We start from the raw sequence: 24,223 nt of genomic DNA, 5'->3' as shown, positions 1-24,223 counted from the left end.
AAGCGTCGTACGGTCGACGGAGCAGGCCTGGAGTCAGTTGGAACGACTCCGGGCCCGCTCCGTCTGGGGTGTAACTGTGGTCAGGCTGCCCAGCCGATGGACGAGACGTTGGCGTACATGTCGTACTCGGAGCCGATGTCCTGGATGATCTCGTCCCAGATCGCGTCCAGTTCCTCGAAGTCGTCGTCGATCCAGGCATCGACGGCTCGGTCCCATACCCCTCGGACGTTGATGTTGCGGCTGGCTACGTCGCGCTGGTGCTTGCGCTCGACCCCGGACTGGTCGACGGGATTGATCTCCACCCGGGTGCCACGGCCGTTGTTGTTGAGTCGGTTCTTGAGGTCGGTGGCTACGTTGCGGCGGCGCAGGTCCCAGTAGGCGGCGTCCAGACGGTTGAGGTTGGCGCCGTTGGGTTTGCGTTCCTCGGATAGCCAGGCCATGAGGGTTCGGGGTGAGACGTGGATGCCGGCGCGGTCCATGGCTTCGTATCCGGCGTCGGTCTTGGTGAGGTAGCGCAGGCGGGCGGCCAGGCCGCGGTCGCTGTCTACGGGTGAGCTGATGCCGGTGACCATGTTTTCGATGGCCGCGCCCAGCGCGTCGGCGCCCGGGACGCCGTAGGCGTTGAACATGCCGAGGTCTTGCCAGCGGCCTGCCATCAGCGGGAGACCTTACCGACGGTGTATTCGCCGGACGCCTTGGCGTCACTGTGCTTGATCTTCATCTGGGAGACGCCGCGGCCCTCGGTGAAGACCTGGCGCCAGTCGCCCGTCAGGTGGAGTTCGTCGGTGCCCATCATGCTGATGATCTCTAGGCCTGCCTGGTGGGCCTTGTAGGCCTTGCCCCAGAGGTTGGCGTAGGCCTGGGAGTGGATGATGTGCATCCAATCTGGCCGGACCAGTTCCCTGTTGTGGATCGACTCGCCCATCGTGGAGATGAACTTGGAGTACATCGCCTTGATGTACTCCAGGGTCAGGGTGTCGTCTTCTGCGAGGGCGGTCTCCCGCGCGGCGGTGAGGGTCTTGCGCAGGGCATCGAGGAAGTTCTCCGTCGCCCCGGAGGTCCACGACTCATGGATGACCGGGGCATCGACCAGACCGTACCGGGGGCCGGAGAGGCGCTGCAGGAGGCGGAGGGTGGCGTCGGTGACCCAGAGGGCGCCGGGCTCGTCGCGGTCGCCGATCGGGTCGGGCAGGTACGGGTGATCCCACGGTGCGGGAGTGATCAGGTGGACCCCGGAGCGCTTCGGGTCGACGCCGTCCCTGTCGGTGCTGTGTTCCAGCTTGCCGATCGGCAGCCAGCACTTGAGGGCGGACAGGTAGGCGGCGTTGACGTCGAGGGCTGTGACCTTGATGTCGCCGGGTGCCCGGAGTGAGTAGTCGGGGTGGTGGAAGCGTGGGCGGGCCTCCCAGATCTGGTCCGGGTCCTTCTTCGAGGGCTTCTTCAGGATGTCGGGCAGCGCCGGATATGCCGTGTAGTCGTAGCGGCCGGTCGCACGCGTCTCGGCGAACAGCGCCATCACGTCAGGGATCGCACGCTTGATGAGGGCTTTGAGCGCTGCGTCCATGTCGCCGGCAGCGCGCTCCAGTTCCTCGTGCACGGCGCGGCTGATGAGGCCGGTGGTCTCTTCCTGAGCGCGGGCGGCCGAGCGGGCACGGCGCTGCGGCCGCGTCGCCAGGGGCACCGGAGTGGGCGAGGCGGGGGCCGGGGGAGGGGAGACCGGTTCCGCGGGAACAGGCGTAGGAGTGCTGGAGGTCTGGGTGGTGACGGGCTGGCAGAAGCCACCGACGTGCATCGGGCGGCCGTCGGTGGTCTGGTAGGCGGTTTCGATACCGCAGCGGATGCAGGGGCCTGGGCGACCCTGAACAGCCAGCCCGTCTTCGCCCCGCAGTGTTTCCGGGGCGGGCACGAACGCTGCCGGTGTCGGCTCGGCCGGTGCCTCCTCGGGAGCGGTCGGCGCCGGATAGATCTCCGCCAGGCCTTTCAGCAGACGCAGGTACTCAAGGCGAGCAGGGGGCTGCGGATCCGAAGTCCCGTCTTCCCAGTTCGCGATGGTCGAGCGTCCGACGCCCACAGCTGTGGCGACCTGGGCCCGCGAAAGGCTGGCCGCCTCACGCAGACGCCGACGCTCGGTATGGGACGGCATCGACGCCGTCAGACGAGCTTCCTCCAGCAGCGCTTCAACGCCGCTCAGTCCTTCACTCATACTTCCACCCTACAGTGATTGGACTAGTATTGGGCAGCAATTGGGCGACAGGTGGAAATCGGATGGGCGTCGGTAGTTGCCGGGCTTGGGGCGGCGGCCGGCAAATGTTGCAGCGCAGCGAAGCTTGAGCGTTGTCACTGAAGGTTGAGTGATCGTTCCAGTCTCTGTTCGCTACTCAGCACGGCGGAGCCAGGCGAGCGTGCACAGCGGCAGTGCCATTTGCGCGGCGACCGAAAGCCACAGGTGGTGAGCCCAGGCCAGCCATATCAGCGTCACCGGGGTGGCCAACGAGGCCAGCGCCAGGAAGCAGATGAGCGACAGCTCGCCCGGCCTTGCGGACGGCACGTTGCGCGCGTTCAGAGCTTGGCCAAGCGTGCGTGAGAATGCGCGACTGACACACATCAGAGTGAGCGCCCACAGACTCGCGACTGCGGCGGTGGCGACGATAGCCACCCCGGCGTCTACCAGCAGTTCGGTCTGCGTCCACGTCATGCGTGGAGTCTGCGGGACGGGACGGGCTTGAGGCCTGAGCAGACGTACTCAGATTGCCCTGTCCTCGTGGACTGCTCAGCCTTCGCTGAGAATGCTCAACCTTCGCTGCCAGAGATCAGTAAAGGGCGGGTCACGCCCCTACGGGCAGTCGCCTTTCCACACCCATCGGTCTGTCGAGAACAGCCAGGGGTCATCGGCCCCGGGCCCGTACCGGGACTTGCTTCCCGGACCGTAGGCCCCGCGGTCGGTCCCGTGGGCGACGCCAGCCCCGCGGTCCGGGTCGCTCCACCCCGCCCACCAGCTCCCGGACGAGTGGGGCCCCGAATACAAGGGTGTGTCGATCCCGGTGCGCGCTCACGGCTTCCTGCGAAGTAGTGCGGTGATGAGACCGGGCAGTGCGCGGAGCACTGCGACGACCTCGGACCGATGGGCGCGGCAGAGGGCGACAACGCAGACCAACGTTGCGCACAGCAGGGCGAGTCCGAGCACGAGCGGCAGAGCAGCAGCAAGAGCGAGGTAGTCCATTGGGAATCTCCTGGTCAAGGGTTTGCAGGGGTAGGTAGGTTGTCGTCGAGAAGTCGCGCTCCCAGCGCATGCAGTACGGCGAGTGCGATGCGCAGTCATGCAGGACCGCTTCTCATTCACGTCAAGTGCCTCTTTGTCATCGCTTCTCGGCCCCCGTCCCCCCTCTCGCGCTGTGCGCGCGTCCCTGCACTGTCGGGGGACGGCTCCGTAACCGGCCGGCCCTCCGGTCACCGCTACCAGGGGCTGCTGTCCGCACACCGTGTTGCAGGTCGTTGGGTAGGTCGATGTGGGCAACGGTGAGAGGCCGTCTGCCGGGTGACTGCTGTCGAGGTGGTTGAGCGGCGGGAACGGGAACACGAACTTGGCGTGGGCCTGACTGATGGCTGCACAGTGGCGGGCTGGTGGGTTAGGCCCGCAACCCCGGCGTCGGCCATCGCCTGGCGCCGCTCTTCCTCGAGCGCAGTGCAGCGCTGCGGTTCGCCGACCGCAGCCGCCACCAGCCGCCCGCTGATTCCAGGGCGATCAGAGGGCCAGAGAGGGGAAGCCTGCAGGAAAACCCGTGCCTGACCTGCCGTGGTGATCCGGTGCCTGGTCGCAGGGACCGGTGCGCGATCGGGGGCGCGAGTAGGTGTCGCGCAGCGGTTCGCTGTCGCACGCCCATGCGATGTGTCTGACAGCCGTGAGAGTGTTACCCGACGTGACACAAGATGTGCGGGAGGGACAGGAGACAGTGGGGGCAGCGAACTCGGGGAATCCCGTGCAGCTGACACGTACGCATCGTGTCCTGATCGGCATCGTCGTGGCCGGCGCGGTGCTTATTGCCGCGATCGGTTTCGCGGGTTCGTACGCCGCCGTGCGTGAACTCGCGGAGGAGAAGGGCTTCGGCGACTTCTCGATCGTCTTCCCGATCGGTATCGACGCGGGTATCTGCGTGCTGCTCGCGCTGGACCTGCTGCTGACGTGGATGCGCATCCCGTTCCCGCTGCTGCGTCAGACCGCCTGGCTGCTGACCGCGGCGACGATCGCCTTCAACGGCGCCGCCGCCTGGCCCGACCCGCTGGGCACGGGCATGCACGCGGTGATCCCGATCCTGTTCGTCGTCTCCGTCGAGGCCGCGCGGCACGCCGTGGGCCGGATCGCGGACATCACGGCCGACAAGCACATGGAGGGTGTCCGCCTCACCCGCTGGCTGCTCTCCCCCGTTCCCACGTTCAAGCTGTGGCGCCGGATGAAGCTGTGGGAGCTGCGCAGTTACGAGCAGGTCATCAAGCTCGAACAGGACCGGCTGATCTACCAGGCCCGCCTCCAGGCCCGTTTCGGCCGCAACTGGCGCCGCAAGGCACCCGTCGAGTCGATGATGCCGCTGCGCCTGGCGAAGTACGGCGTCCCGCTCGCCGAGACCGCCCCGGCCGGCCTCGCCGCAGCCCGCATCGACCTTTCTCCTAAGCTCGCATCCGCACCCCGCGCCCCGGAACGGGCGGCCGCTCAGCCACCTCATGACCTGCAACTCTCACAGCAGGACAGCGCCCCGGAAGCCACAGAGCACAGCCGGGCGGCCGACACTTCTTCGGGACCCCCGACCGGTTCCTTGCACGGTGGTCCGCTCGCCGAGACCGCCCCGGCCGGCCTCGCCGCCGCGGGCATCAACCTTCCCCCCGAGTTCGTACTCGCACCCGGCGCCCCGGAACTGGCGGCCGCTGATTCACCTCACGGCCGGCAGCTCGCGCAGCAGGGCAGTGGCCTGGCGGCCACAGAGCACAGCTGGGTGGCCGACACCTCGCCTCGCGCTGCGGAAACGGCAGCCCAGGCGGGAAACTCGACCGGCTCCTTCAACGCTTTCGAGTCGGCGCATCGCCGATCGGTGGCGCTGGCTCCCGAACGTCGAACAGTCAGCATGGTGATCGAACAGGGAGCCCCCACGCCGATCGAGAACGTCGCCAACGAGCAGGAGCATGGCCTCGGCCCCTTGGGCGACGACCTCACGAAGATGCCCGACGCCATGCCTCTTGAACGAGAAGCAGATGCCGAGCAGGAGCGGTCGTCCGCACTGGTCCTCGAGCCGGAGCCGGTACCGGCACCAGGGCCAGTTCCCGAACCGGAACCGGAGTCCGCGGCTGAAGCGGAGCCGATACCTGTGACGGACGTCGGGTCGGTCGAACCGCTCACCACTGTGGACCGGTACTACCTCGCCTGGACCGAGTACATCCAGCTGCACGGACACGAGCCCCGCGATGCCGCCCTGTCTCAGCACCTCGCAGAGAGCGGCAGGACCGGACGCGGCGGAGCACCCGTCAGCCCCTCCACCCTGCGCCGCTACCTGCCCCCGTTCCGCATCTACTCTGCGTGGGCCCAGCACCTGGACGACCAAGGCGCAGCGCCGACCCCGGGTGAACTCGCCAACGACCTGGCCGGCCGCGGTATCACCGGTGCTCCGTACACCCCGGAGAAGATCGCCCCGCTGCTGCCAGACTTCCCCCGCCGCCGGGCAGCCCTGGAAGCGCAGACCGGCGCCAACCGCACGGCCTGAAAGAGTAGACGGAGGAGGCCTGCCGGCGGCAGCGATTCTGGACCGGGCTGTCCTACCAACACCGTAGGTTCGTCTCATGACTGACATGGCGGCCACCGGGCCAACCGAGTGGCGGGGACGCAAGGACACAGCGAGATGGTGCCTTACCGGGGAATTCATCGACTCCTGTCTCCAGGGAGCGGGAGGCTCGTTCCAGGAGGGGGAGCTGGCCTACCTGGCGATGACCTCCCAGATAGAAAATCCGGTCCGTGACCGGGTGGCCTACGAGATGCACCGTCTTCTCAGGGGAACTCGGACTCTCTTGGACGTGGGCCGCGAGTGGACCGGACTGTCCACGGAGGGCAAGGACGGACGGCCTGTCCGGAGGCAGGTGGACCTGGCGGTGGTTGAGAAGCCGGCGCGCCGAACGTCAGTTGTCCCCTACCCGCGCGGAGTTGTGGAGTTCAAGGCCTTTTACGCACATAGGGCCAGGTCGGTTGGCCAGCTCAACCACATCTACCGCGAGGTGTACAGGGATGTCGAAAAATGCCGGACGTCATCCGGGGCCGTAATGGGTGAGGTGTTTTCCGTCGTGCTGCTGTCGACCTTGCGTGTAGTCGGCAGCAGGATTCCCCATCAGGTCATGCGGAAGATCGAAGGGAAGGTCGCCGTGGACGATTTCATGCGCGAGACCGGTAGGTTCTCGGATGAGGGGACGGTGCTAGCAGTTTCCGAGAGACTCTCCCGGCTCGGTCCGGTGCGGAACGGGCTGATCGATGCTGGGACAGATAGCGGAATCCAGGTCACCGTGCCCTACGTGATCCTTGGGCCGGTCCCTGTCGAGACGTATGAGAACCTGCCTTCGCTCTAATTGGGTGTATGCCTCCGGTCCTACGGAAATTCCCATAACAGCTGGTCACATGCGTGATGATCTTGGTGTGCCTGGTGTGATCACGACGCCAGAGCCGTCGTGTATACGTCCCTTCACCGGGCTGAGCCTGCGCTGCTTCGGCAAGTTGGTGACTGCGGCGCAGCTGGGGAGTGCAGCCGAAGGTAGGCCGCCATTCATCCCGTAGCCGATCCCACCCAGAGAAGTTCCACAGCAGGGGCCCCTCCTTCCATACGGCAACCCTCCTGCGTGGTCTGACGGCTGGGCGCGCTGTCGTGCGTTGAACAGGTCAGATGCCGTGCGTGGCGAGCGCGCGGTACTGCCCGACTGATCTGCCCGTGGCCGAGATCCGGTCTTGGTTCAGGCGGCCAAGACATCGCGCAGCTCGCGCACCGCGAGCTCTTCGTGATGCCGGACGGGGATCGAGTGGTAGAGGTCTGTCGCGCGCTGGTGCACGAGTCCTCTACGGAAGGCATCGGGAAGAGTGGTCAGTACGGAGACGATGCGTCGGCAGGCTTCCTCGGTATCACCGTCCCGGTGAGTACAGGTGGCCGCGTCGATGGTGAGCAGCGAGCGAGTCATGGTGCTGGTCGGCGATGACAGCTCCAGCGCCCTTTGCTGGCTTTCGCGGGCACGCCCGGTATCGCCGAGCGCGGTGAGCGCGTGAGACAGATGGACGTGATGCTTCTGCTCGCCGTGGGTGAGCCACGTGTCGGCGCGTGCATCGGCATCGAGGCGTTCCATGAGGGCATCGGCGGCCGTGAGCGCCTCGCGGGCTTGGTCTGGCTGGTGGGCCAGCGCGTAGGCGCGGGCGGCGACCGCGGCTGCCAGGGTCGCGGCCGCTGTTGGTCGGTTTCCGGCGACTTGCCGTGCCTGCTCGGCCAGCAGTGCCGCGGCTTGCGGGGCGCCGTAGTTGATCGGCACCATCGCTTCGCGGGCCAGGACCCAGGCGTGCAGTTGGCGGTCGCCGGATTCCTGGGCGGCCTTGGATGCTGTCGCGAACCACTTCCTGGCCTCTTTGCGGGTGCCGAGGTCGTGCAGGACGATCGCGATCATCCCCGCCATCTGTCCAGCGGTGCGGCATACCCGGATGCGGGCGGCGACCGGCTGGGGGCTGTCGAGGTGGGGCCGGAGTTCGGCGAAGTCGCTGACGAGATCGGCGAGGAACCGGGTCGGGGCCTGCCCGTGGTACCCGTAGCCGTAGGCCTCGGCAGCAGCCTCGAGGTCGGGCAGCTCGGCCGGCGCGGTGTCGGCGGCCAGCGCGAGATCCAGTGACTGGCGGGTCTCGCTCAGGGCGGTGAGGGCGGTGGTCGTGAGGCCGGCTGCGAGGGCCCCGCGCAGGACCTGGCGGCGGTTCATCGGGTCATCTCCATCGTCGGCCTCCGGGTGCGGTCTCGGGGAGCTGTGTTCCCAGGGTCGCGCAGCAAGCCCCAGAAAGGCACCGGGAATCCGAAGTGCGTCCGCAATGCGCTCGGTCGCGTCCAGCGTGGTCACCGTCGCCTCGCCCCGGGCGACCTTGGCGACCCGCTCGGGCTTCATGCCGGATCCTTCACCGATCCGGTAGAAGCTGACCCCGTGCTCGCGGGCCATGGAGAAGACCGTCGTGAAGTCACGGGCCCGGGCGGCATGAACGAAAGCCGGATCGTGCAACAAGCGGTCTGGAATCTGCGCTGGTGACGGACGTAAGTCGTCCACGAGTCCCCCTTCGCCCGCAGCGAGAGCCCAGACGCTACCCCCATCGCGGGCCCCCACGGCGGGCTTATCCACAGGTGCCGTTCCCGCTTCACTGGCGACTGCCAACAGCGCGCCGACCGGCCGCTGAACCCCCTTTCTGCAGGAGGTACCTCATGGAGCCCAAGTCCGCTACTGCCGCCGCCGGCATCCCCGCGTCGACGGAGGAGAACGAGCTCACCGGACCCGTCGTGGTCGCCGTCGACGTGGAGGACGAGGAGTAGCCCTCCCTCGCTCCCGTGTCCTGATCCCAGGGGATGCCCGCCCCTCTCCTCATGCCCAGTCGGGTCGTGGGGGAGGGGCGGGCGTTTCTCGCACCGGCCGTCTGGAGACCGCAGTGATCCACGTATTCGTCGGGCCGACGCTGGCACGGTCCGAACCGCAGCTGTCCGCACCGGGCATCCGGCTCTGGCCCCCGGCACGGCACGGAGACCTCTTCCACGCCACGATCCGCGACGGCGACACCGCCGTGCTCATCGACGGGGTGTACCACCAGGCCCCGGCCCTGCGCCACAAGGAGATCCTCGCCGCGATGGCCCGGGGTGTGCACGTCATCGGAGCGGCCAGTATCGGTGCGCTGAGGGCAGCCGAACTCGCGCCGTACGGAATGCTCGGCGTCGGCACCGTCTACGCCGCCTACCAGCGCGGCGACATCACCGCCGACGACGAAGTAGCGGTCGGCCAAGCTCCCGACGGGCAATGGGACGCCTTGACCTGGCCGCTGGTCAACCTCCGCAGCGTGCTCCGCCTGGCTCAGGATGCCGGCATCCTCGACAGCGCCCGCGCCCACGAACTGCTGGAGGCGCTGCGCGCGGTCTACTACCCCCAGCGCACAGGAGCTGCGGTTCGGGCCGTCTGCCGCTGGCAGGGAGAGAGTTCGTTCGCCCGTTGGCTGGCCGAACAGATCGATCGGGATCCGCACTTCGGTGACGTCAAACGAGCCGACGCTCTCGCGGCCGTCCGCACCGCACGCGCCGGCCGGGCGCCGCGGCCCGGCGACCGGTTGTCGCGCCAGGTGTGGGAGACCACATACTTCCGACGCTGGTCCAACGCCTTCGCCCACGACCGTGTCGACGGACGGAACCTGCGCACCGAGGACCGCCTGGTGTACCAGCAGGTCTTCGATCCGGCCTACCGGAAAACGTGGGCGGCCTATCTTGAACATCGCTCCCTGCGCCCCGCCCACGGCCCGGGTTTGCCGCTGACGGTGCGGCTGGCCCAGGCGGCCGGGAACACCCTGCCTGCCGACCGCGTGTTCCACCCCAGCATCGACCTCCGGGACAAGCAGACCCTGGCCCTGCTGCTGGCAGGCGAGACCCCACAGGACCGCCAGGCCGTCGCCCGCTACGCCAAGGCCCTCGAACAGGCAAGCACCACACGCCCCGGGTTCTCGACGGCAGCGGTACGCGACGGCCTCACCCGGCAACTCCTGCTGCGGGCGTGGAAGTGCCCCGAGCAGTACTTCGACGCGGAGGCCTCCGCACGCGGGCTGGTCTGCGGGTCACACGCCGTCGCGGCCGCCAAGCGCCTTGTGCCCGGACTTCTGGACGAGATGAACGAGTCGACCGCGAAGAAGGAGACGGCCGGTGAGCGCTGACGACGTGGTTGTCCTGCCGGGCACGGTGCGTGCCCGGAGCGGCGAGCAGACGTGGGAGGCGGTGGCCGGGCACCTGCCGCACTACGGCATCACCCGGGTCGCTGACCTGACCGGCCTGGACTGCATCGGGCTCCCGGTCTGGACGGCGATCCGACCCGCCTCCCACACCTTGAGCACGTCCCAGGGAAAGGGGGCGACCAGCCTGCTGGCGAAACTCTCCGCGGTCATGGAGGGGATCGAGCTGTGGCACACCGAGCAGCCGCTGCCCATTGCCGCCCGCGGCCCGGCAATAGAGGTGGCCCCCAACAGCCCAGTTGCCGCCCTGCCACTGACCGTTCCCCACCCCGGGTACGCCCTGGCCAGGATGGTGTGGGACTGGACGCCGGGCATCGGCCTGGCCAGCGGGGAAGAGGTCCTCGTGCCGGTCGACGTGGTCCGCCGCCGGACTCAGCGACCCGAGTGGAACCCGGATCTGATCCGCGCGACCAGCACCGGCCTCGCGTGTGGGAACACGAGGGACGAAGCCCTGCTGCACGGCCTGTACGAGGTGGTGGAACGGGACGTGCTCTACCGGGACGCTCTGAACGGCGGCAGGAACCGCACCCTCATCGACCCCGCAACCGTCGACGACCCACACAGCCAAGAGGTTGTCGACCGGCTGGCGGCCGCGGGCATGATGTTCGAGATGGCTCTGGTGGACGGTCCGTACGGGCTGCCGGTGTGCGTGGCCTACCTCTGGTCGGAGGACTACCCGGTCGTCTTCGCCGGCGGCGGCTGCCACAGCAGTCCCACGATCGCCCTGACCCGGGCGCTGACAGAAGCCGCACAGTCGCGGCTGACGGCTATCGCCGGAACCCGCGACGACCTCCCCAGCGACACCGGCAGCTTCGACGCCCCCTTCCACCCACCGCGGGCCACTGGCCTCATGCCGTGGCCCCAAGCGACATCCCAATTCGCCACACCCGCCCCGACCTTCACCGACCGCCGAGCCGACGTGGTCCGCAGAGTCACCGGAGTCACCGGACACGAACCCGTGGCCCTGGAGTTGTCCACTCCCACCGCACCTGTCCATGCCGTGCAGGTTCTCTGCCCCGGCACCCACTCGCGGATCCGGAGATCGATGCCCCGATGAAGACCACCCCACCCCCGGCACCCGCCCCCGCGCTGCCGAGTCCCGCACAGTACGACGCCTTCCACACCGCCCGTGCCCGCACCGACATCGTCGCCCGGATGTACGCCGCGGCGATGGGCGCCGACTACCCCACGGAGATCGGTGCTTCGAGCTCCTGCGACTGGCCCCTGCTGGGACTCGCCACCAGCCGGCTGAGCATGCGACCCGGACAGCTCCTCGTCGACGCCGGCTGCGGCACCGGCGGCATCGGCCTCTGGCTGGCCCGTGCCCTGGCCCTGCGCCTGGACGGCTTCGACCTCTCCCCGGTCGCCGTCGCCCAAGCCGCCGCCCGCCGCCCCCACTTCCTCGGCAGCGACACCACCCGCGCCACCTTCCGCGTCGCCGACCTGCAAAACACCGCCCTGCCCACCTCCGCCGCCCACGGCGTCATCTGCATCGACGCTCTCGGCCGCGCGAGGGACCGCGACCAGGCGGTGACCGAGCTCGCCCGCGTCCTGGCCCCGGGCGGCCGCCTCGTGATGACCCGCTCCCTGCGCCGCGACGCCACCCCCACGTGGGTAGAGCAGGCCGAAGCAGCCGGGCTCACCGTGGAACACGTCGACGAACGCCGCGGCGAGCCCACCATGTGGGAGCGCCTCTACCGCCTCTGGATCACCCACGCCGACGAGCTGCGTCGCCAGCTGGGTGACGCACCGGCGCGGAGCATGCTGACGGAGGCCGAACAGATGCTGCCCGCACTACCCGGCCGACGGGCCGTCCTGCTGACCCTGCAACGCCCCGCAACCGCCCCTGACCAGGCCCGCCCCGCCGATAGGATGGCCACGCCCGACCGCCACGGCGGCAGGCACACACCCGACGAGAGGACCCCGCAGTGAGCCAGCCCCGAAGCCGCGCGGCCGTTTTCTCAGCAGGATCCTGGGGCACCGCCGTCGCCAAAATCATGGCCGACGCCGGCACCGACGTCATCGTCCACGCCCGCCGTAGCGAGATCGCCGACGGCATCAACACCACGCACCGCAACCCCGGCTACTTCCCCGACATCGAACTGCCCGCCACCCTCACGGCCACCACCGACCCGGCCACCGCCCTCAACGGCGCGAACTACCTCGTGCTCTCCATCCCCGCCCAGTCGCTGCGCACCAGCCTCGCCGCGTGGGCGCCGCTCATCGGACCGGACACCGTCATCGTGTCGCTGATGAAGGGCATCGAATTGGGCAGCGGCCTGCGAGCCAGCCAGGTCATCACTGAGGTGACTGGCGTGAGCGAGGACCGCATGGCGGTGCTGTCGGGGCCGAACCTGGCCCGGGAGATCATGGCCGGGCAGCCCGCCGCCGCGACGGTCGCCTGCCGCGACGAGGACACCGCACGCCGGGTTCAGCAGGCCTGCCACACCCCGTACTTCCGCCCCTACACCAGCACCGATGTGACGGGCTGCGAGCTCGGCGGCGCCGTGAAGAACGTCATCGCCCTCGCCGTCGGCATCGCCTCCGGCATGGGCCTGGGCGACAACGCCTCCGCCATGCTCATCACCCGCGGCCTCGCAGAAACCACCCGCCTCGCCACCGCCATGGGCGCCCACCCGGCAACCCTCGCCGGCCTGGCCGGCCTCGGCGACCTCGTCGCCACCTGCTCCTCCCCGCTCTCCCGCAACCGCACCTTCGGCACCCACCTCGGCCAGGGCATGAGCGTCGAGCAGGCAACAGCCGCCACCCGCACCACCACCGAGGGCGTCAAGAGCGCCGAGGCGATCCTCGCCCTGGCCCGCGCCCACGAGGTCGAAATGCCCATCACCGAAGTGATGTCGGACCTGCTCCACGACAAGATCAGCCTCGATCAGGCCACGGCCGCGCTGATGCAGCGGCCCCCCAAGCCCGAGCGCTGACCCCCGGCCCCCCGGCCCACGGGGCGGCCACCACACCTTTCACCCTCCCGCCCGGAGGTTGGCACCCATGCCCCAGTTCGTGCTGCCCGCTGCCCAGATCGCCCTCACCCTCGCCCTCGCCGCATGGATGATCACCGGCTTCACCCGCCTGCCCGGACGCTGGCTCCGCTGGAAGATGTTCTGCCGGGCCACCTTCACCGTCATCACGCTCACCGGCACCACAACGGACGGACACACCGAGCCGGTCAACGTCTACGACCACCTCTCACCAGGCTCCTTCATCCTCGGCCCGCCACAGCTGCAGGCCATCATCAACTACCTGATCAGCAGCGGCCGCTACGAACGCCTCGACGGCCACGGCCGACTGCTCAACGCCCAAGGGGAGCACCACATCGAGGTGAGGGACAGCCATGTGGTTCTTTGACAGCATTACCTCCGGCTTCCAGCACCCCACCGACCCCGGCCGCCTCCAGCTGTTCCGCATCGTCTTCGCCACCGTGCTGACCCTGCGCTTCGCCCTGTCCTTCGGACACGGCGGCTGGGACCGCTTCACCCCCGACTCGCTCAGCACCCACCTCGCGAAACAGCGCTTCGGCATCAGGCGGGCCCGGATCCTGGCCCGCTCCTACCGGCCAGCACTGATCATCCGCACAGCCGCCGCCGTCACCCTCGCCGCAGGCCTCCAGCCCCGGCTGTCCCTCGTCCTGGTCCTGGCCGGCGCCGCCATGGAGCTCCTCTACCTCAAGAGCCCGAACGCCGTGCGCTTCACGCTGCTGACCGGCACCTGCCTCCTGCTGGCCGGCGACCTCGGTCACGGCCTCCACATCGAGCACCAGCCCAGCACTGCCAACACCTGGGCGCAGTGCCTCCTCGTCCTGATCACCGCCGACATCTACTGGAACAGCGCCTGGCAGAAACTCCGATCGCCCCAGTTCCGCAGCGGCCTCTACCTCGCCCAGTGGATCCACGTCTACGACCAGGTCAAAGACCGACTGCCCCACCGCCGTCAGCACGCCGTCCCCGGCTTCGTCCGCCACCACACCGGAAACCTCACCGAGTGGGACATCCGCTTCTGGCGCCTGGTGTCGGTTGCCGCCATCGCGGCGGAGATCGCCCTGCCCCCAGCGCTCCTGATCCCGCAGACAATGCCGTACGCAGTGGCAGCCGGCATCGCCATGCACGCCGCGTTCACCTGCCTCAAGCCCCGACAGCTCATCACCTTCTCCGGCCTCACCACCGGGACCTACCTCGCCTTCACCATCTGACCTCCCTACCGGGACTTCTCCGCCTGCCCCGCTCAAACGCGCTGCCCGTTCCCGTGCCTCCTGGATCTCCAGCGCATGGATGCGGCGTTCGGCCCGTCCAACCTGGCGACGGTCAGTCGAGGAGGACCCGGTTCGTCTCCAGGTCACTGATGGTGCCGGAGCGCGGGGCGGCGTCAGGCTTGGCTACGCCGCGGGGTCGGCCGCGTCGTGGACGTGCTTGAGGGCGGTGCGGGCCGCCACCCCTTATGGAGTCGCAGGAAGCCAGTCAGGGCGTAGGCGGATCTCGGCCGGCACAGGAGTGCTGACTGCATCAAGAAGCCCTCCTGGCGCAGGGCCAGTGCTGGCGTCGAAGTGCACGCTGCCGCCGGAGAACTCCGCGTCGTGGAAGTAGACGTCGCCCCCGGAAAACCGCGCATAGTCGAAGTACACGTTGCCCCCGGAGAACCTCGCGCCGAAGCTCACGACGCCACCCAAGAACTTCGCGTGGCCGAAACTCACCTCGCCGCCGGAGAACGCTGCGGTGTTGAAATTCACCTTGCCGCCGGAGAACGCCGCGCGGCTGAACCTTACGGCGCCGCGGGTGAACTTCGCGCCGCCGAAGAACACCTCACCACCAGCAAACGCCGCGTCTTCGAAACTCACACCGTGACCCGAGAACTCCGCGTTGTCGAAGCTCACCATGCCGCTCTGAAACTGCGCGTTATTGAAGCTCACGACGTCGCCTGAGAACTCCGCATCGTCGAAGCTCGTGACGCCACCGGAGAACTCCGCGCCGACGAAGGTCACATCGCCGCCGGAGAACTCCGCCTCGTTGAATCTCACGTCGTCGCTCGAGAACCTCGCGCCGTTGAAGCGCACGAAGCCGCCTGAGAATTTCGCGCCCTCGAAGCTCATTTGACCGTCGATGGTGATCCCGGTGAGGTCGAGGTTGCAGCCCTGCCATGTGCGATGAGTGCCGGTGGGGATGCGGTAGTGGTCACCGATGAGGCGCAGGATCGTGTGTCGGACCTCGCGCAGTGCGCGGTACCGGTTCCTCTTCTCCTGGTGGGCGTCGCGCTGTTCTTCGGGGGGTGGAGTCCCGTCGGGCGGGGTGGGCAGGTCGCCGGGGTCGGGGGAGAAGGGCAGGCGGAGGTAGGCGCACAGGACGTCGATGCAGGTCTGGCGTAGGTCGTCATCGGGGGCGTCGTCGGCGAGGCCGGCCAGGGAGTGGACGCCGCCGAGCCGGACCGCGGGTGAGTCGGATCCGAGTTTGTCGACGGCCTGGGAGAAGCGTTCGGTGTGCAGGCGGGTGGCTTCTCGGTGGGCGCCGGCCTCGTCGACGCGCTGGCGGCGGTAGGCGACGACCAGGGCGACGAGCGCTCCGGCCCCGGCGACCACTCCGAAGGAGAGCTTCACCAGGTCGAAGAGCGTCTTGGCGTCGAGCTTCTGGGTGTTGTCGATCTCCTGGAAGTCCAGCAGGTACACCAAGCTCAGGAAGACACAGCCCGCTACCAGGACCGCAACACAGAAGGAGAGGGCCAGCGCCCGGCCGACCCTCCACAACCGCAGCTCCCGATCGTTCGGGGCGGACCGCGATCTCCGAGTGACTGTCATGCCGATGAAGACAAGGCCCGCCCGTCAACGGTTGCACTATCCCGGGGGCGAGGCGCGTTGAGGAGGCCGGGTCTACTTGAGCGTGACGCAGGCCTTCGTGGACAGGCCCTTGAACTGCACGCAGATCCGGGTACCGCGTGGGTACACCGGGCCCGTGTGCCGGTCCCGGCTCCATGACGTCTCCACGAACGTGCCACCCACCCGCCCCGCACGCTTCCAGCCACCGCCGGTCCTTCACGTGCCGCCGGGCTTCTTGACCAGCCAGCGGGCGGTCCCGGACGGCACACCCTCCCTGGAGGCGTACACCCAGCCCACCCCACGGGCCGTCGAGCCGCGCTTGTACCAGTAGTGGGCCACGGCCCCCGGACGGCAGCCAGACCCCTTCCCCGCACAGGCCCGCACCCGCTTTTCGACGTAGGCACGGGCCGTCGTGGGCGTGGACGACGCGGGAGCAGTGGCCAAGGGGACGAGCATGGCGGCCAGGGCAGCAGAAATGATCATTCGGTGCATGGACGGCTCAACATGTATGGCCACCCTCGCAGTCACGGGCCAGGGGCCCGGTTCACCCGAAGTCGTCACCCGCCGGACGGCGCGTCCGTTGGCCTCGATGAACCACCGGCCCACCACTCGCCCGTGACAAGGCCATAGGGCAGGCGCCAGAGCCGGCAGAACGAGCTGACGGTCGACAACGAGGATCAGCACACTGGGCACATGCGATATGACACGAGAGCCGAAAGAGCCAAGCTGAGAGCCGTGAAGGCCTTCATATCGCTGGCCATCCTCCTCGCCTCACCCGTGTTGCTCGTGGCAGGGGCGCCGATCCGCCGCCGCTACCTCAGCCACGTCTACCGCGACGACGCCCCGCAGATCCTGGACAAGGAGGGGGGCCAGGCCAGCGCCCACTACTTTGTCGTCACCCACCCCCTTCTCGGATGGCTCTGTTGGCCCACCGAGACACTCGCCCGCCTCATCGGACGCCGAGGCTGAACGGCAAGCTCAGCGGGTGTTCCGGTGTCGCGATCGGGTGACGTAGTGTCGGTGCCCAACCGCCGGGCAGGGGGCGGCTGCTACATCACGTCTCGTGATGATCTCCCTGCTGCGACTGGCCGACTGCCTGGAGCCCGGGACCGCCCTGAGCTGGCTGCGCAACTCGAACTCCGCTCGCCTGCCCGCCGACCTGGTGGCCACGGGCCAGCCGATCCCCCATACCGACCTCGACGCCACCGCGGGAGAGGGCCGGGCCGCGCCGCGGACCGTCGACTACCTGCGCGGCCTGCTCACCGTCTACCAGGTGCTGCCCGAGCGGGACGAGTAGTCCGCCCGGGGTCGAACGCCACCTTGACCGGGTGAGCGCCCGCCACCCCGAGCAGACGCTGTTTGGGAACTCCTCCACCAGTGCCTCGCCGACACTGACCTGCCGCTGGATGTCCGCGGCGCCGGGGCGATCCTCCTGCTGTTCGGCCAGCATCTGACCCGGATCTCCGCCCTGACGACCCAGGCGGTGACCACCGTCGGCGAGAACACTTTCCTGACCCTCGACCGCACCCCCATCCCCCTGCCCGACTCCCTGGCCGCCCTGCTGACCGACCTCGCACACATGCCGCCGCCGACCAACTGGGCGGCCAACTCATCCCGCGGCTGGCTCTTCCCCTCAGGCCGGCCCGGGCAGCACCTCTCCGCCCTCGTGCTCGGCCGCCGCTTGGCCGCCCACCACATCCCCAACCGGCGGCTGGCCCAGCGTGGCACCCCAGATCGAACGCGCCCAGCTGAGCGCGAGGACCGACGTGGTGGGATTGACCGCGAGCCAGGCGTCGACCTCGTGCTGGGTCACCTCGCCCAGAAGCTGCCCGCGGGCAGCCGTCGCGCTCCGGACGGGTCGACTGGGCCCACCGCCCGTCCGGAGTGCCGACCACCGTCAACCCACTGAGGTGCCGGTCCTCAGGCCGGCGCGGGCCGGTGTGTTCGTCGGCGAACCCCGCCCGGCGCTCGACAACGCGGACCGGGATGAACGAGCCGGGGGCGGCAGACTTCTACTACGGCGAGATGGAGATGCGCCGCCACGATCGTGGTGGTACGACTCGTACCGAGCGTGGGCTGTTGCACAGTTACTGGGCTCTGTCCGGGTACGGCCTGCGTGCCTCACGGGCCTTGTACTGGCTCGCTGCCACCATGCTCGTCACCGTGGTGCTGTTGATGAGCTTCGGGGTCGCCCAGGACTCCCCGAAGCAGGAAGCGACCGGGATCGTCCCGTCCAGCGGCGGCGAGGTCACCTTCGAGATCGACAAGGCTGATCCTCTGAATCCCGAGGGCGACAGGTTCACCGGGGAGCGCTTCGAGAAGGCGCTGAACGTCACGCTCAACTCAGTGGTGTTTCGCTCCTCCGGGCAGGACCTGACCACCGCTGGCACTTACATCGAGATGACGTCCCGCCTGACCGAACCCGTCCTGCTGGGCCTCGCGGTCTTCGCGGTCCGCAACCGCGTCAAACGCTGACCGAGGAGACCTCCGGCCTCGGGGAACATGGGGTGCCGGTAAGAATGCTGTCACCAGCCGCAAACGGCGATGATCTTGGGAGGGCGTCACCCGTGTGGGTGGGTCCTGGGCCGTACGGCTGCGGTGGGTAAAGCTCTGCGAGGACGATCGTCGATCGTGGCCCGTACTCCGCTGGACCTGGACGAACTCGTCGAGCACTGGACGCTGCTGAAGGACGAGCAGGCGCTCGTGTCCGGCAAGCGTGGTGCGACGCGACTGGGCTTCGCCGTGTTGCTGAAGTTCTACACGCAGTACGGCCGGTTTCCCCGGAACCGGGCAGAGCTGCCCGGTGAGGCCGTGGAGTTCGTCGCCCGGCAGGTACAGGTTCCCGCCTCGGAGCTGGAGTCCTACGACTGGACGGGCCGCACGGCCGAGTACCACCGTGCGCAGATCCGGGAGCACCTCGGTTTCCGCGAGTGCAGCGTCGCGGACGCGGAGAAGCTGACGGCGTATCTGGTCGAGCACGTCGCGCACAAGGAACGCAGGCCCGAGCAGGTCCGGGTGGAACTGCTGGCGCGCTGCCGCGAGGAGAGCATCGAGCCACCCACCTCGGGCCGGTGCGACCGGATCGTGGCGGCTGCCCTGCGGGCGGCCGAGGAGTCACTGACTGCCCTGATCTCCTCGCGGCTGACCGTGGAGAGCATCGAGCGGATCGTGGCTCTGGTGGCCGGCGCAGACCAGGACGACGCCGGATCCGCAGGTGGCGGTACGGAGGGCGAGGACGCGCCGCCGGTGCTGGCGAAGGTCAAGGAAGCGCCGGGCAACGTGAGCCTGGAGACGATGCTCACCGAGATCGACAAGCTCCTGGCGGTGCGGGCGATCGGTCTGCCACGGGATCTGTTCATCGACGTCGCGCCGAAGGTCGTGGCCGGCTGGCGGGCGCGAGCCGCAGTGGAATCGCCTTCTCACCTCCGGACGCACCCGGTACCGCTGCGGGTGACCTTGCTGGCCGCGCTGCTGCACGAGCGGGAGCGGGAGATCACGGACACGTTGGTGGAGCTGCTGATCTCCACGGTGCACCGGATCGGGGCGCGGGCGGAGAAGAAGGTCACCGAGCAGCTGATCAACGCGTTCAAGAAGGTGTCGGGCAAGGAGAACATCCTCTTCAAGCTCGCCGAGGCGTCGCTCGGCACCCCGGAGGGGACGGTCCGGCAGGTCGTGTTCCCGGCGGTGTCCGGGGGCGAGGCGACGCTGCGGGAGCTGGTACACGAGTTCAAGACCCGTGGGCCGGTCTACCGGCGCACGGTGCAGACGACGCTGAAGGCGTCGTACACCAACCACTACAGGCGCGGGCTGATCAACCTGCTGGACGTGCTGGAGTTCCGTTCCAGCAATCACGCCCACCGGCCGGTGATCGAGGCCCTGGCGCTGGTGGCGCGGTACGCGAACGCGGGGAACACGACGTACTACCCGCTGGGTGAGACGGTGCCGGTTCACAAGGCGATGGGCGGTGACTGGGCGGACGTCGTCCACCGCACGGACAAGCGGGGACGGCGCCGGGTGGTGCGCATGGTCTACGAGGTCGTCGCCTTCCAGGCCCTGCGCGATCAGCTCAAGTGCAAGGAGATCTGGGTGGTCGGCGCCGACAAGTGGCGCAACCCGGACGAAGACCTGCCGCAGGACTTCGAGGCGCGGCGGGAGGAGAACTACCGGGAGCTGCGCAAGCCACTGGACGCCGCGGTATTCGTCGACGAGCTGCGCGAGCAGATGACCACCGAGCTGACCCTGCTCAACGACACGATGCCGAAGCTGTCCTGGCTGGACATCGCCGAGCGGAAGTCCGGGGCGATCCGACTCACGGCGGCCGAGGCCCAGCCCGAGCCGCGCAACCTGCGCAAGGTCAAGGCCGAGGTGCAGAGGCGCTGGGGCATCGTGCCGCTCGTCGACATGCTCAAGGAAGCCGTTTTGCGGACCGGCTGCCTGGACGCGGTCACCTCCGTCTCCGGCGGCGGCAGCCTCTCGCCGGAGGTGCTGGCCGAACGACTGCTGCTGGTCATCTACGCGTACGGCACGAACACCGGAATCAAGGCCGTGGCGTCCGGCGGCCACGGCCACACCGAGGACGAACTGCGCTACGTACGGCGCCGGTACCTGTCCGCCGAGGCCGGCCGCGCCATCGCCATCCAGATCGCGAACGCCACCTTCGCCGCCCGCAGCACCGAGCTGTGGGGCCAGGGCTCGACCGCGGTTGCCTCCGACTCCACCCACGTCCGCGCCTACGACCAGAACCTGTTCACCGAGTGGCACTCGCGCTACGGCGGCCGCGGGGTGCTCATCTACTGGCACGTGGAGAAGAAGTCCCTGGCCATCCACTCCCAGCTGATCAACTGCACCGCCTCCGAGGTCGCCGCGATGATCGAGGGCGCCATGCGGCACGGCACCACCATGGATGTCGAGGCCAACTACACGGACTCGCATGGCCAGTCGGAAATCGGGTTTGGCATCACGAGGCTGCTGAACTTCGACTTGCTGCCGCGTATCAAGCGGATCAACAAGGTGAAGCTGTACCGGCCGGTGGCCGGCGAGCCGGACGCCTACCCGCAGCTGAGCCCGGCGCTGACCCGTCCGATCCGCTGGGAGCTCATCGCCCAGCAGTACGACCAGATGATCAAGTACGCCACCGCGATCCGGACCCGCACGGCGTCCACCGAGGCGATCCTGCGGCGCTTCACCCGCAACGCCTCCCACCCCACCTACGCGGCGATGCTGGAGGTCGGCCGCGCCCAGAAGACCATCTTCGTGGCCCGCTACCTGCGGCTACGGGACCTCCAGCGGGAGATCGAGGAGGGCCTGAACGTCATGGAGTCTTCCAACGGCGCCAACTCCGTGATCGCCTACGGAAAGGGCGGGGAGATCGCCTCGAATAGGCGCGACGAGCAGGAGATGTTCGTTCTGTGCCTGCGGATTCTGCAATCGGCCCTGGTCTACGTGAACACCCTGATGCTTCAGGACATCTCGGCGAACCGGAGTGGGCCGAGCTTCTTACGCCCGCCGATCGGCGCGGCCTGACCCCGCTGTTCTGGTCGCACGTGCGCCCGTACGGGGAGGTGAATCTCGACATGGACGCCCGGCTGAATCTCACCCCAGGTACGGTGCCCGGCCCCCGTGTCACGGCGCTCTTGTGACGGAACCAGGGACAACGGCGGTGCGTGTCTGATGGAGTGACGTGGTGAAGGCACCGGTGTAGGTGCAGGTGCGTATCCCAGTTCAGACTGATCTCTCAGGGGGAAGGACGAGGATGCTGTCGGAGGCAATGGCTGCGCTGGCTGCGGCGGGAGGCACTGCGGTGGTGCAGGCCGCAGGCACAGACGCATGGACAGGGGTACGCCAGCAGGTGGCCGGTTGGTTCGGCCTGGGCAATCCGCAGCGCGAGCACGCCGAGCTGGAGCACCTCGATCAGACCGCGGGCGAGCTGGAGGCGGCGCGGCCGGCCGAGTCAGAGCGGGTGCGCATCAGTCAGGAGGTGGCGTGGCAGGGCCGGATCAAGGCATTGCTGGAAAGTCTTGAGGACTTCGAGCGGGCCCGGGTCGCGGATGAGCTGCGCACCCTGCTGGCCCAACAGACCTCCCACAGCAGTGTGTCGGCCGGCCAGAGTGGGCTGGCCGTTGGCAGAAACGTGAACGTCCGGGCCGACCACGCATCCGTCGCCGCTGTGAACATGGGGAATGTGACACTGGGAAACCCTTCCCAGCCGGGTCCGCACCAGGACTGAGCGCACCCGGTACCGCCTCGGCTGCGCAGACTGGCAACGTCAGGGGCATCTTCGCCGACCACGGCGGCATCGCCGTTGGTTACGCCGAGCAAGTCCACCACCACTCCCCGCCCCGCACACCGGCCGCGTGGCCGCACCAAGTCGGCGTGCTCCCGCCGCGTGCCATGTCCTTCCAGCACCGGGCCGAGGTCGACCAGTTGCGGACGGCGGTCGACAGCGGGGGCACAGCCGTACTCGGCCAGGTGCTGACCGGAACCGGCGGGGTGGGCAAGACCCAGCTGGCTGCCGACTACGCCCGCACCGCTTGGGACAGCGGCGAGGTCGACGTACTGGTGTGGATCAGCGCGAGCAGCCACTCAGCCATCACGGCCGGATATGCGCAGGCTGGTGTGGAGGTCCTTGCTGCCGACCCCCGCGACCCCGAGCAGGCCGCGCGGGGGTTTCTGGCCTGGCTGGAACCCAAGGCCGGCCAGAAGCCGTGCCGGTGGTTGATCATCTTCGACGACGTCACGGACCCCGCCGACATGAGCGGCTGGTGGCCGCCCACCAGTCCGCGCGGCCGTGTCCTGGTCACCACGCGCCGCCGCGAGGCCGCCCTGACCGGAGCAGGCCGACGCCTGGTCACTGTGGGCCTGTTCACCCCCCAAGAATCTGAGGCCTACGTCACCGCCGTACTCGCCGCGCACGACTGTCACGAGTCAACCGACCAAATTAACAGCCTCGCCGCCGACCTGGGACACTTGCCGCTCGCCCTGGCCCAGGCCGCGGCCTACATCATCGACGCGGACCTGACCTGCGCCTCCTACCGGCAGCTGCTGGCGGACCGGATCAGGAAGCTGGCCGACCTGCTGCCGGAACCCGGCGCACTACCTGACAGCCAAACCGCCACCGTGGCCGCCGCCTGGTCCCTGTCCGTCGAACGCGCCAATCAGCTCCGCCCGGTGGGCCTGGCCCGCCCCATGCTCCACCTGGCCGCCTTCTTCGACCCCAACGGCATCCCCGTCACGGTCCTCACCAGCCGACCCGCCCTCGCGCACGCCGCCGAGCACCGCATCCCCACCGACACGCGCGGCGCCCACCAGCCGACCCCGGTCTCGGCCGAGGACGCCGTGCTCGCGCTGAAGGTCCTGCGCAGACTCAGTCTCATCGACCACACGCCCGACACCCCCCATCGGGCTGTGCGCGTCCACCAGCTCATCCAGCGCGCCACTCGCGACGCCCTCACCCCCGACCAGCACTACCGGCTTGCCCGCACCGCCGCCGACGCCCTCACCACCGCCTGGCCCGCTGTCGAACGAGGCACCGACCTCGCCCAGGCCCTACGAGCCAACGTCACCACACTCACCCGCGCCGCCGAAGACGCCCTCCATCGACCCGACGCCCACCCAGTGCTCTTCCGCACCGGCGAAAGCCTCGGCAAAGCCGGCCAGTTCACCGCCGCCACAGCCCACTACCACCGCCTGACCAAGACCACCAGCCACCACCTGGGCCCCGACCACCCCGACACCCTGGCCGCACGCGGCAACCTCATCGGCTGGCAGGGTGCAGCCGGGGACGCGGCGGGCGCCGCAGCCGCATACGAGGAACTGCTGGCCGACCGGGAACGGATCCTGGGCCCCGACCACCCCGACACCCTGACCACCCGCGGCAACCTCGCCGACTGGCGGGGTGCAGCCGGGGACGCGGACGGTGCCGCAGCCGCATACCTGGAACTGCTGGCCGACCGGGAACGGGTCCTGGGCCTCGACCACCCCGATACCCTGACCACCTGCGGGAACCTCGCCCACTGGCGGGGCGAGGCCGGGGACGCGGCCGGCGCCGCAGCCGCATACGAGGAACTGCTGGCCCTTGTGGTGCAGGTCCTGGGCCCGGACCACCCCGACACCCTGGCCGCACGCGGCAACCTCGCCCACTGGCGGGGTGAGGCCGGGGACGCGGCCGGCGCCGCAGCCGCATACGAGGAACTGCTGGCCGACCGGGAACGGGTCCTGGGCCCCGACCACCTCCACACCCTGGCCGCACGCGGCAACCTCGCCCGCTGGCGGGGTATGGCCGGGGACGCGGGCGGTGCCGCAGCCGCATACGAGGAACTGCTGGCCGACCGGGAACGGGTCCTGGGCCCCGACCACCTCCACACCCTGGCCGCACGCGGCAACCTCGCCCG

The 24,223-nt window shown here is 68.9% G+C and carries 20 protein-coding genes and 2 pseudogenes; 14 read left to right on the top strand and 8 right to left on the bottom strand.

Annotation, left to right across the window (positions count from 1 at the left end; all coding sequences use genetic code 11):
• Positions 1-80: 80 nt before the first annotated feature.
• The 4 genes from ACFWFI_RS05615 to ACFWFI_RS05600 all read right to left on the bottom strand — a co-directional run bounded on the left by ACFWFI_RS05615 (position 81) and on the right by ACFWFI_RS05600 (position 3,220).
• Complete coding sequence (locus ACFWFI_RS05615) at positions 81-656, bottom strand: transcriptional regulator (RefSeq protein WP_387385848.1); 576 nt, start codon at positions 654-656, stop codon at positions 81-83.
• Positions 656-2,203: a helix-turn-helix domain-containing protein gene (locus ACFWFI_RS05610; protein ID WP_387385846.1), complete on the bottom strand. Its 1,548-nt coding sequence runs from the start codon at positions 2,201-2,203 to the stop codon at positions 656-658. The genes ACFWFI_RS05615 and ACFWFI_RS05610 overlap by 1 nt, the downstream gene beginning before the upstream one ends.
• Positions 2,204-2,374: 171 nt before the next feature.
• Positions 2,375-2,695, bottom strand: a complete 321-nt coding sequence (locus ACFWFI_RS05605) for a hypothetical protein (protein WP_387385844.1) — start codon at positions 2,693-2,695, stop codon at positions 2,375-2,377.
• A gap of 354 nt (positions 2,696-3,049) precedes the next feature.
• The gene (locus tag ACFWFI_RS05600; RefSeq protein WP_387385841.1) at positions 3,050-3,220 is read right to left on the bottom strand and encodes a hypothetical protein; all 171 of its coding nucleotides are present in this window, start codon (positions 3,218-3,220) and stop codon (positions 3,050-3,052) included.
• A gap of 757 nt (positions 3,221-3,977) precedes the next feature.
• Between ACFWFI_RS05600 and ACFWFI_RS05595 the strand changes: the two are divergent.
• A pseudogene (locus tag ACFWFI_RS05595) lies at positions 3,978-4,655 on the top strand (DUF2637 domain-containing protein); the annotation flags it as partial.
• Between the two features lie 1,168 nt (positions 4,656-5,823).
• Positions 5,824-6,597 (top strand): hypothetical protein, encoded by a 774-nt coding sequence (locus tag ACFWFI_RS05590; protein ID WP_387385838.1) that lies wholly within the window; start codon positions 5,824-5,826, stop codon positions 6,595-6,597.
• A 378-nt stretch (positions 6,598-6,975) separates the two neighbouring features.
• Here ACFWFI_RS05590 and ACFWFI_RS05585 read toward each other — a convergent pair whose 3' ends face one another.
• Positions 6,976-8,205 carry a hypothetical protein gene (locus ACFWFI_RS05585; RefSeq protein WP_387385836.1) on the bottom strand — a complete coding sequence of 410 codons (1,230 nt, stop codon included), beginning with the start codon at positions 8,203-8,205 and terminating at the stop codon, positions 6,976-6,978.
• Positions 8,206-8,683: 478 nt separating this feature from the next.
• On the opposite strand from ACFWFI_RS05585, the gene ACFWFI_RS05580 reads away from it, so the two are divergent.
• The 6 genes from ACFWFI_RS05580 (at position 8,684) to ACFWFI_RS05555 (ending at position 14,222) form a co-directional block, all read left to right on the top strand.
• Entirely contained in the window at positions 8,684-9,943 is a 1,260-nt protein-coding gene (locus ACFWFI_RS05580; RefSeq protein WP_387385833.1) for a TfuA-like protein, read from the top strand.
• On the top strand, positions 9,933-11,075 hold the full coding sequence (locus ACFWFI_RS05575) for a YcaO-like family protein (RefSeq protein WP_387385831.1): 1,143 nt from the start codon (positions 9,933-9,935) through the stop codon (positions 11,073-11,075). The genes ACFWFI_RS05580 and ACFWFI_RS05575 overlap by 11 nt, the downstream gene beginning before the upstream one ends.
• Positions 11,072-11,950, top strand: a complete 879-nt coding sequence (locus tag ACFWFI_RS05570; RefSeq protein WP_387385828.1) for a class I SAM-dependent methyltransferase — start codon at positions 11,072-11,074, stop codon at positions 11,948-11,950. The genes ACFWFI_RS05575 and ACFWFI_RS05570 overlap by 4 nt, the downstream gene beginning before the upstream one ends.
• Positions 11,947-12,957, top strand: a complete 1,011-nt coding sequence (locus ACFWFI_RS05565; RefSeq protein WP_387385825.1) for an NAD(P)H-dependent glycerol-3-phosphate dehydrogenase — start codon at positions 11,947-11,949, stop codon at positions 12,955-12,957. The genes ACFWFI_RS05570 and ACFWFI_RS05565 overlap by 4 nt, the downstream gene beginning before the upstream one ends.
• A 67-nt stretch (positions 12,958-13,024) precedes the next feature.
• Entirely contained in the window at positions 13,025-13,381 is a 357-nt protein-coding gene (locus ACFWFI_RS05560; protein WP_387385823.1) for a hypothetical protein, read from the top strand.
• Complete coding sequence (locus ACFWFI_RS05555; protein ID WP_387385821.1) at positions 13,368-14,222, top strand: hypothetical protein; 855 nt, start codon at positions 13,368-13,370, stop codon at positions 14,220-14,222. Before ACFWFI_RS05560 ends, ACFWFI_RS05555 begins: the two co-directional genes overlap by 14 nt.
• 243 nt (positions 14,223-14,465) lie before the next feature.
• On the opposite strand, the gene ACFWFI_RS05550 is transcribed toward ACFWFI_RS05555, so the two are convergent.
• Positions 14,466-15,815, bottom strand: coding sequence for a pentapeptide repeat-containing protein (locus ACFWFI_RS05550; RefSeq protein WP_387385818.1), 1,350 nt, complete (start codon positions 15,813-15,815; stop codon positions 14,466-14,468).
• Between the two features lie 234 nt (positions 15,816-16,049).
• Complete coding sequence (locus ACFWFI_RS05545) at positions 16,050-16,316, bottom strand: hypothetical protein (protein WP_387385816.1); 267 nt, start codon at positions 16,314-16,316, stop codon at positions 16,050-16,052.
• A gap of 210 nt (positions 16,317-16,526) precedes the next feature.
• On the opposite strand from ACFWFI_RS05545, the gene ACFWFI_RS05540 reads away from it, so the two are divergent.
• A complete protein-coding gene (locus ACFWFI_RS05540) occupies positions 16,527-16,802 on the top strand; it encodes a hypothetical protein (RefSeq protein WP_387385813.1) in 276 nt (91 codons plus the stop codon).
• 94 nt (positions 16,803-16,896) lie between these two features.
• The gene (locus ACFWFI_RS05535; protein WP_387385810.1) at positions 16,897-17,130 is read left to right on the top strand and encodes a hypothetical protein; all 234 of its coding nucleotides are present in this window, start codon (positions 16,897-16,899) and stop codon (positions 17,128-17,130) included.
• 336 nt (positions 17,131-17,466) lie between these two features.
• On the opposite strand, the gene ACFWFI_RS05530 is transcribed toward ACFWFI_RS05535, so the two are convergent.
• Positions 17,467-17,646, bottom strand: a complete 180-nt coding sequence (locus ACFWFI_RS05530; RefSeq protein WP_387385808.1) for a hypothetical protein — start codon at positions 17,644-17,646, stop codon at positions 17,467-17,469.
• A gap of 107 nt (positions 17,647-17,753) precedes the next feature.
• On the opposite strand from ACFWFI_RS05530, the pseudogene ACFWFI_RS05525 reads away from it, so the two are divergent.
• The 4 genes and pseudogenes from ACFWFI_RS05525 to ACFWFI_RS05510 all read left to right on the top strand — a co-directional run.
• Positions 17,754-18,308 (top strand): annotated as a pseudogene (locus ACFWFI_RS05525) (hypothetical protein); the annotation flags it as partial.
• A gap of 156 nt (positions 18,309-18,464) precedes the next feature.
• Positions 18,465-21,356, top strand: coding sequence for a Tn3 family transposase (locus tag ACFWFI_RS05520; RefSeq protein WP_387385806.1), 2,892 nt, complete (start codon positions 18,465-18,467; stop codon positions 21,354-21,356).
• A 229-nt stretch (positions 21,357-21,585) separates the two neighbouring features.
• Positions 21,586-22,059 carry a hypothetical protein gene (locus tag ACFWFI_RS05515; protein WP_387385803.1) on the top strand — a complete coding sequence of 158 codons (474 nt, stop codon included), beginning with the start codon at positions 21,586-21,588 and terminating at the stop codon, positions 22,057-22,059.
• A 146-nt stretch (positions 22,060-22,205) separates the two neighbouring features.
• Positions 22,206-24,223, top strand: a 2,018-nt coding sequence (locus ACFWFI_RS05510) for a tetratricopeptide repeat protein (protein ID WP_387385901.1), incomplete at its 3' end; no start/stop codon positions are given.

The organism is Streptomyces sp. NPDC060209, from assembly GCF_042728155.1.
Classification (GTDB): Bacteria; Actinomycetota; Actinomycetes; order Streptomycetales; family Streptomycetaceae; genus Streptomyces.
This window is presented reverse-complemented; position numbering and strand designations above follow the sequence as displayed.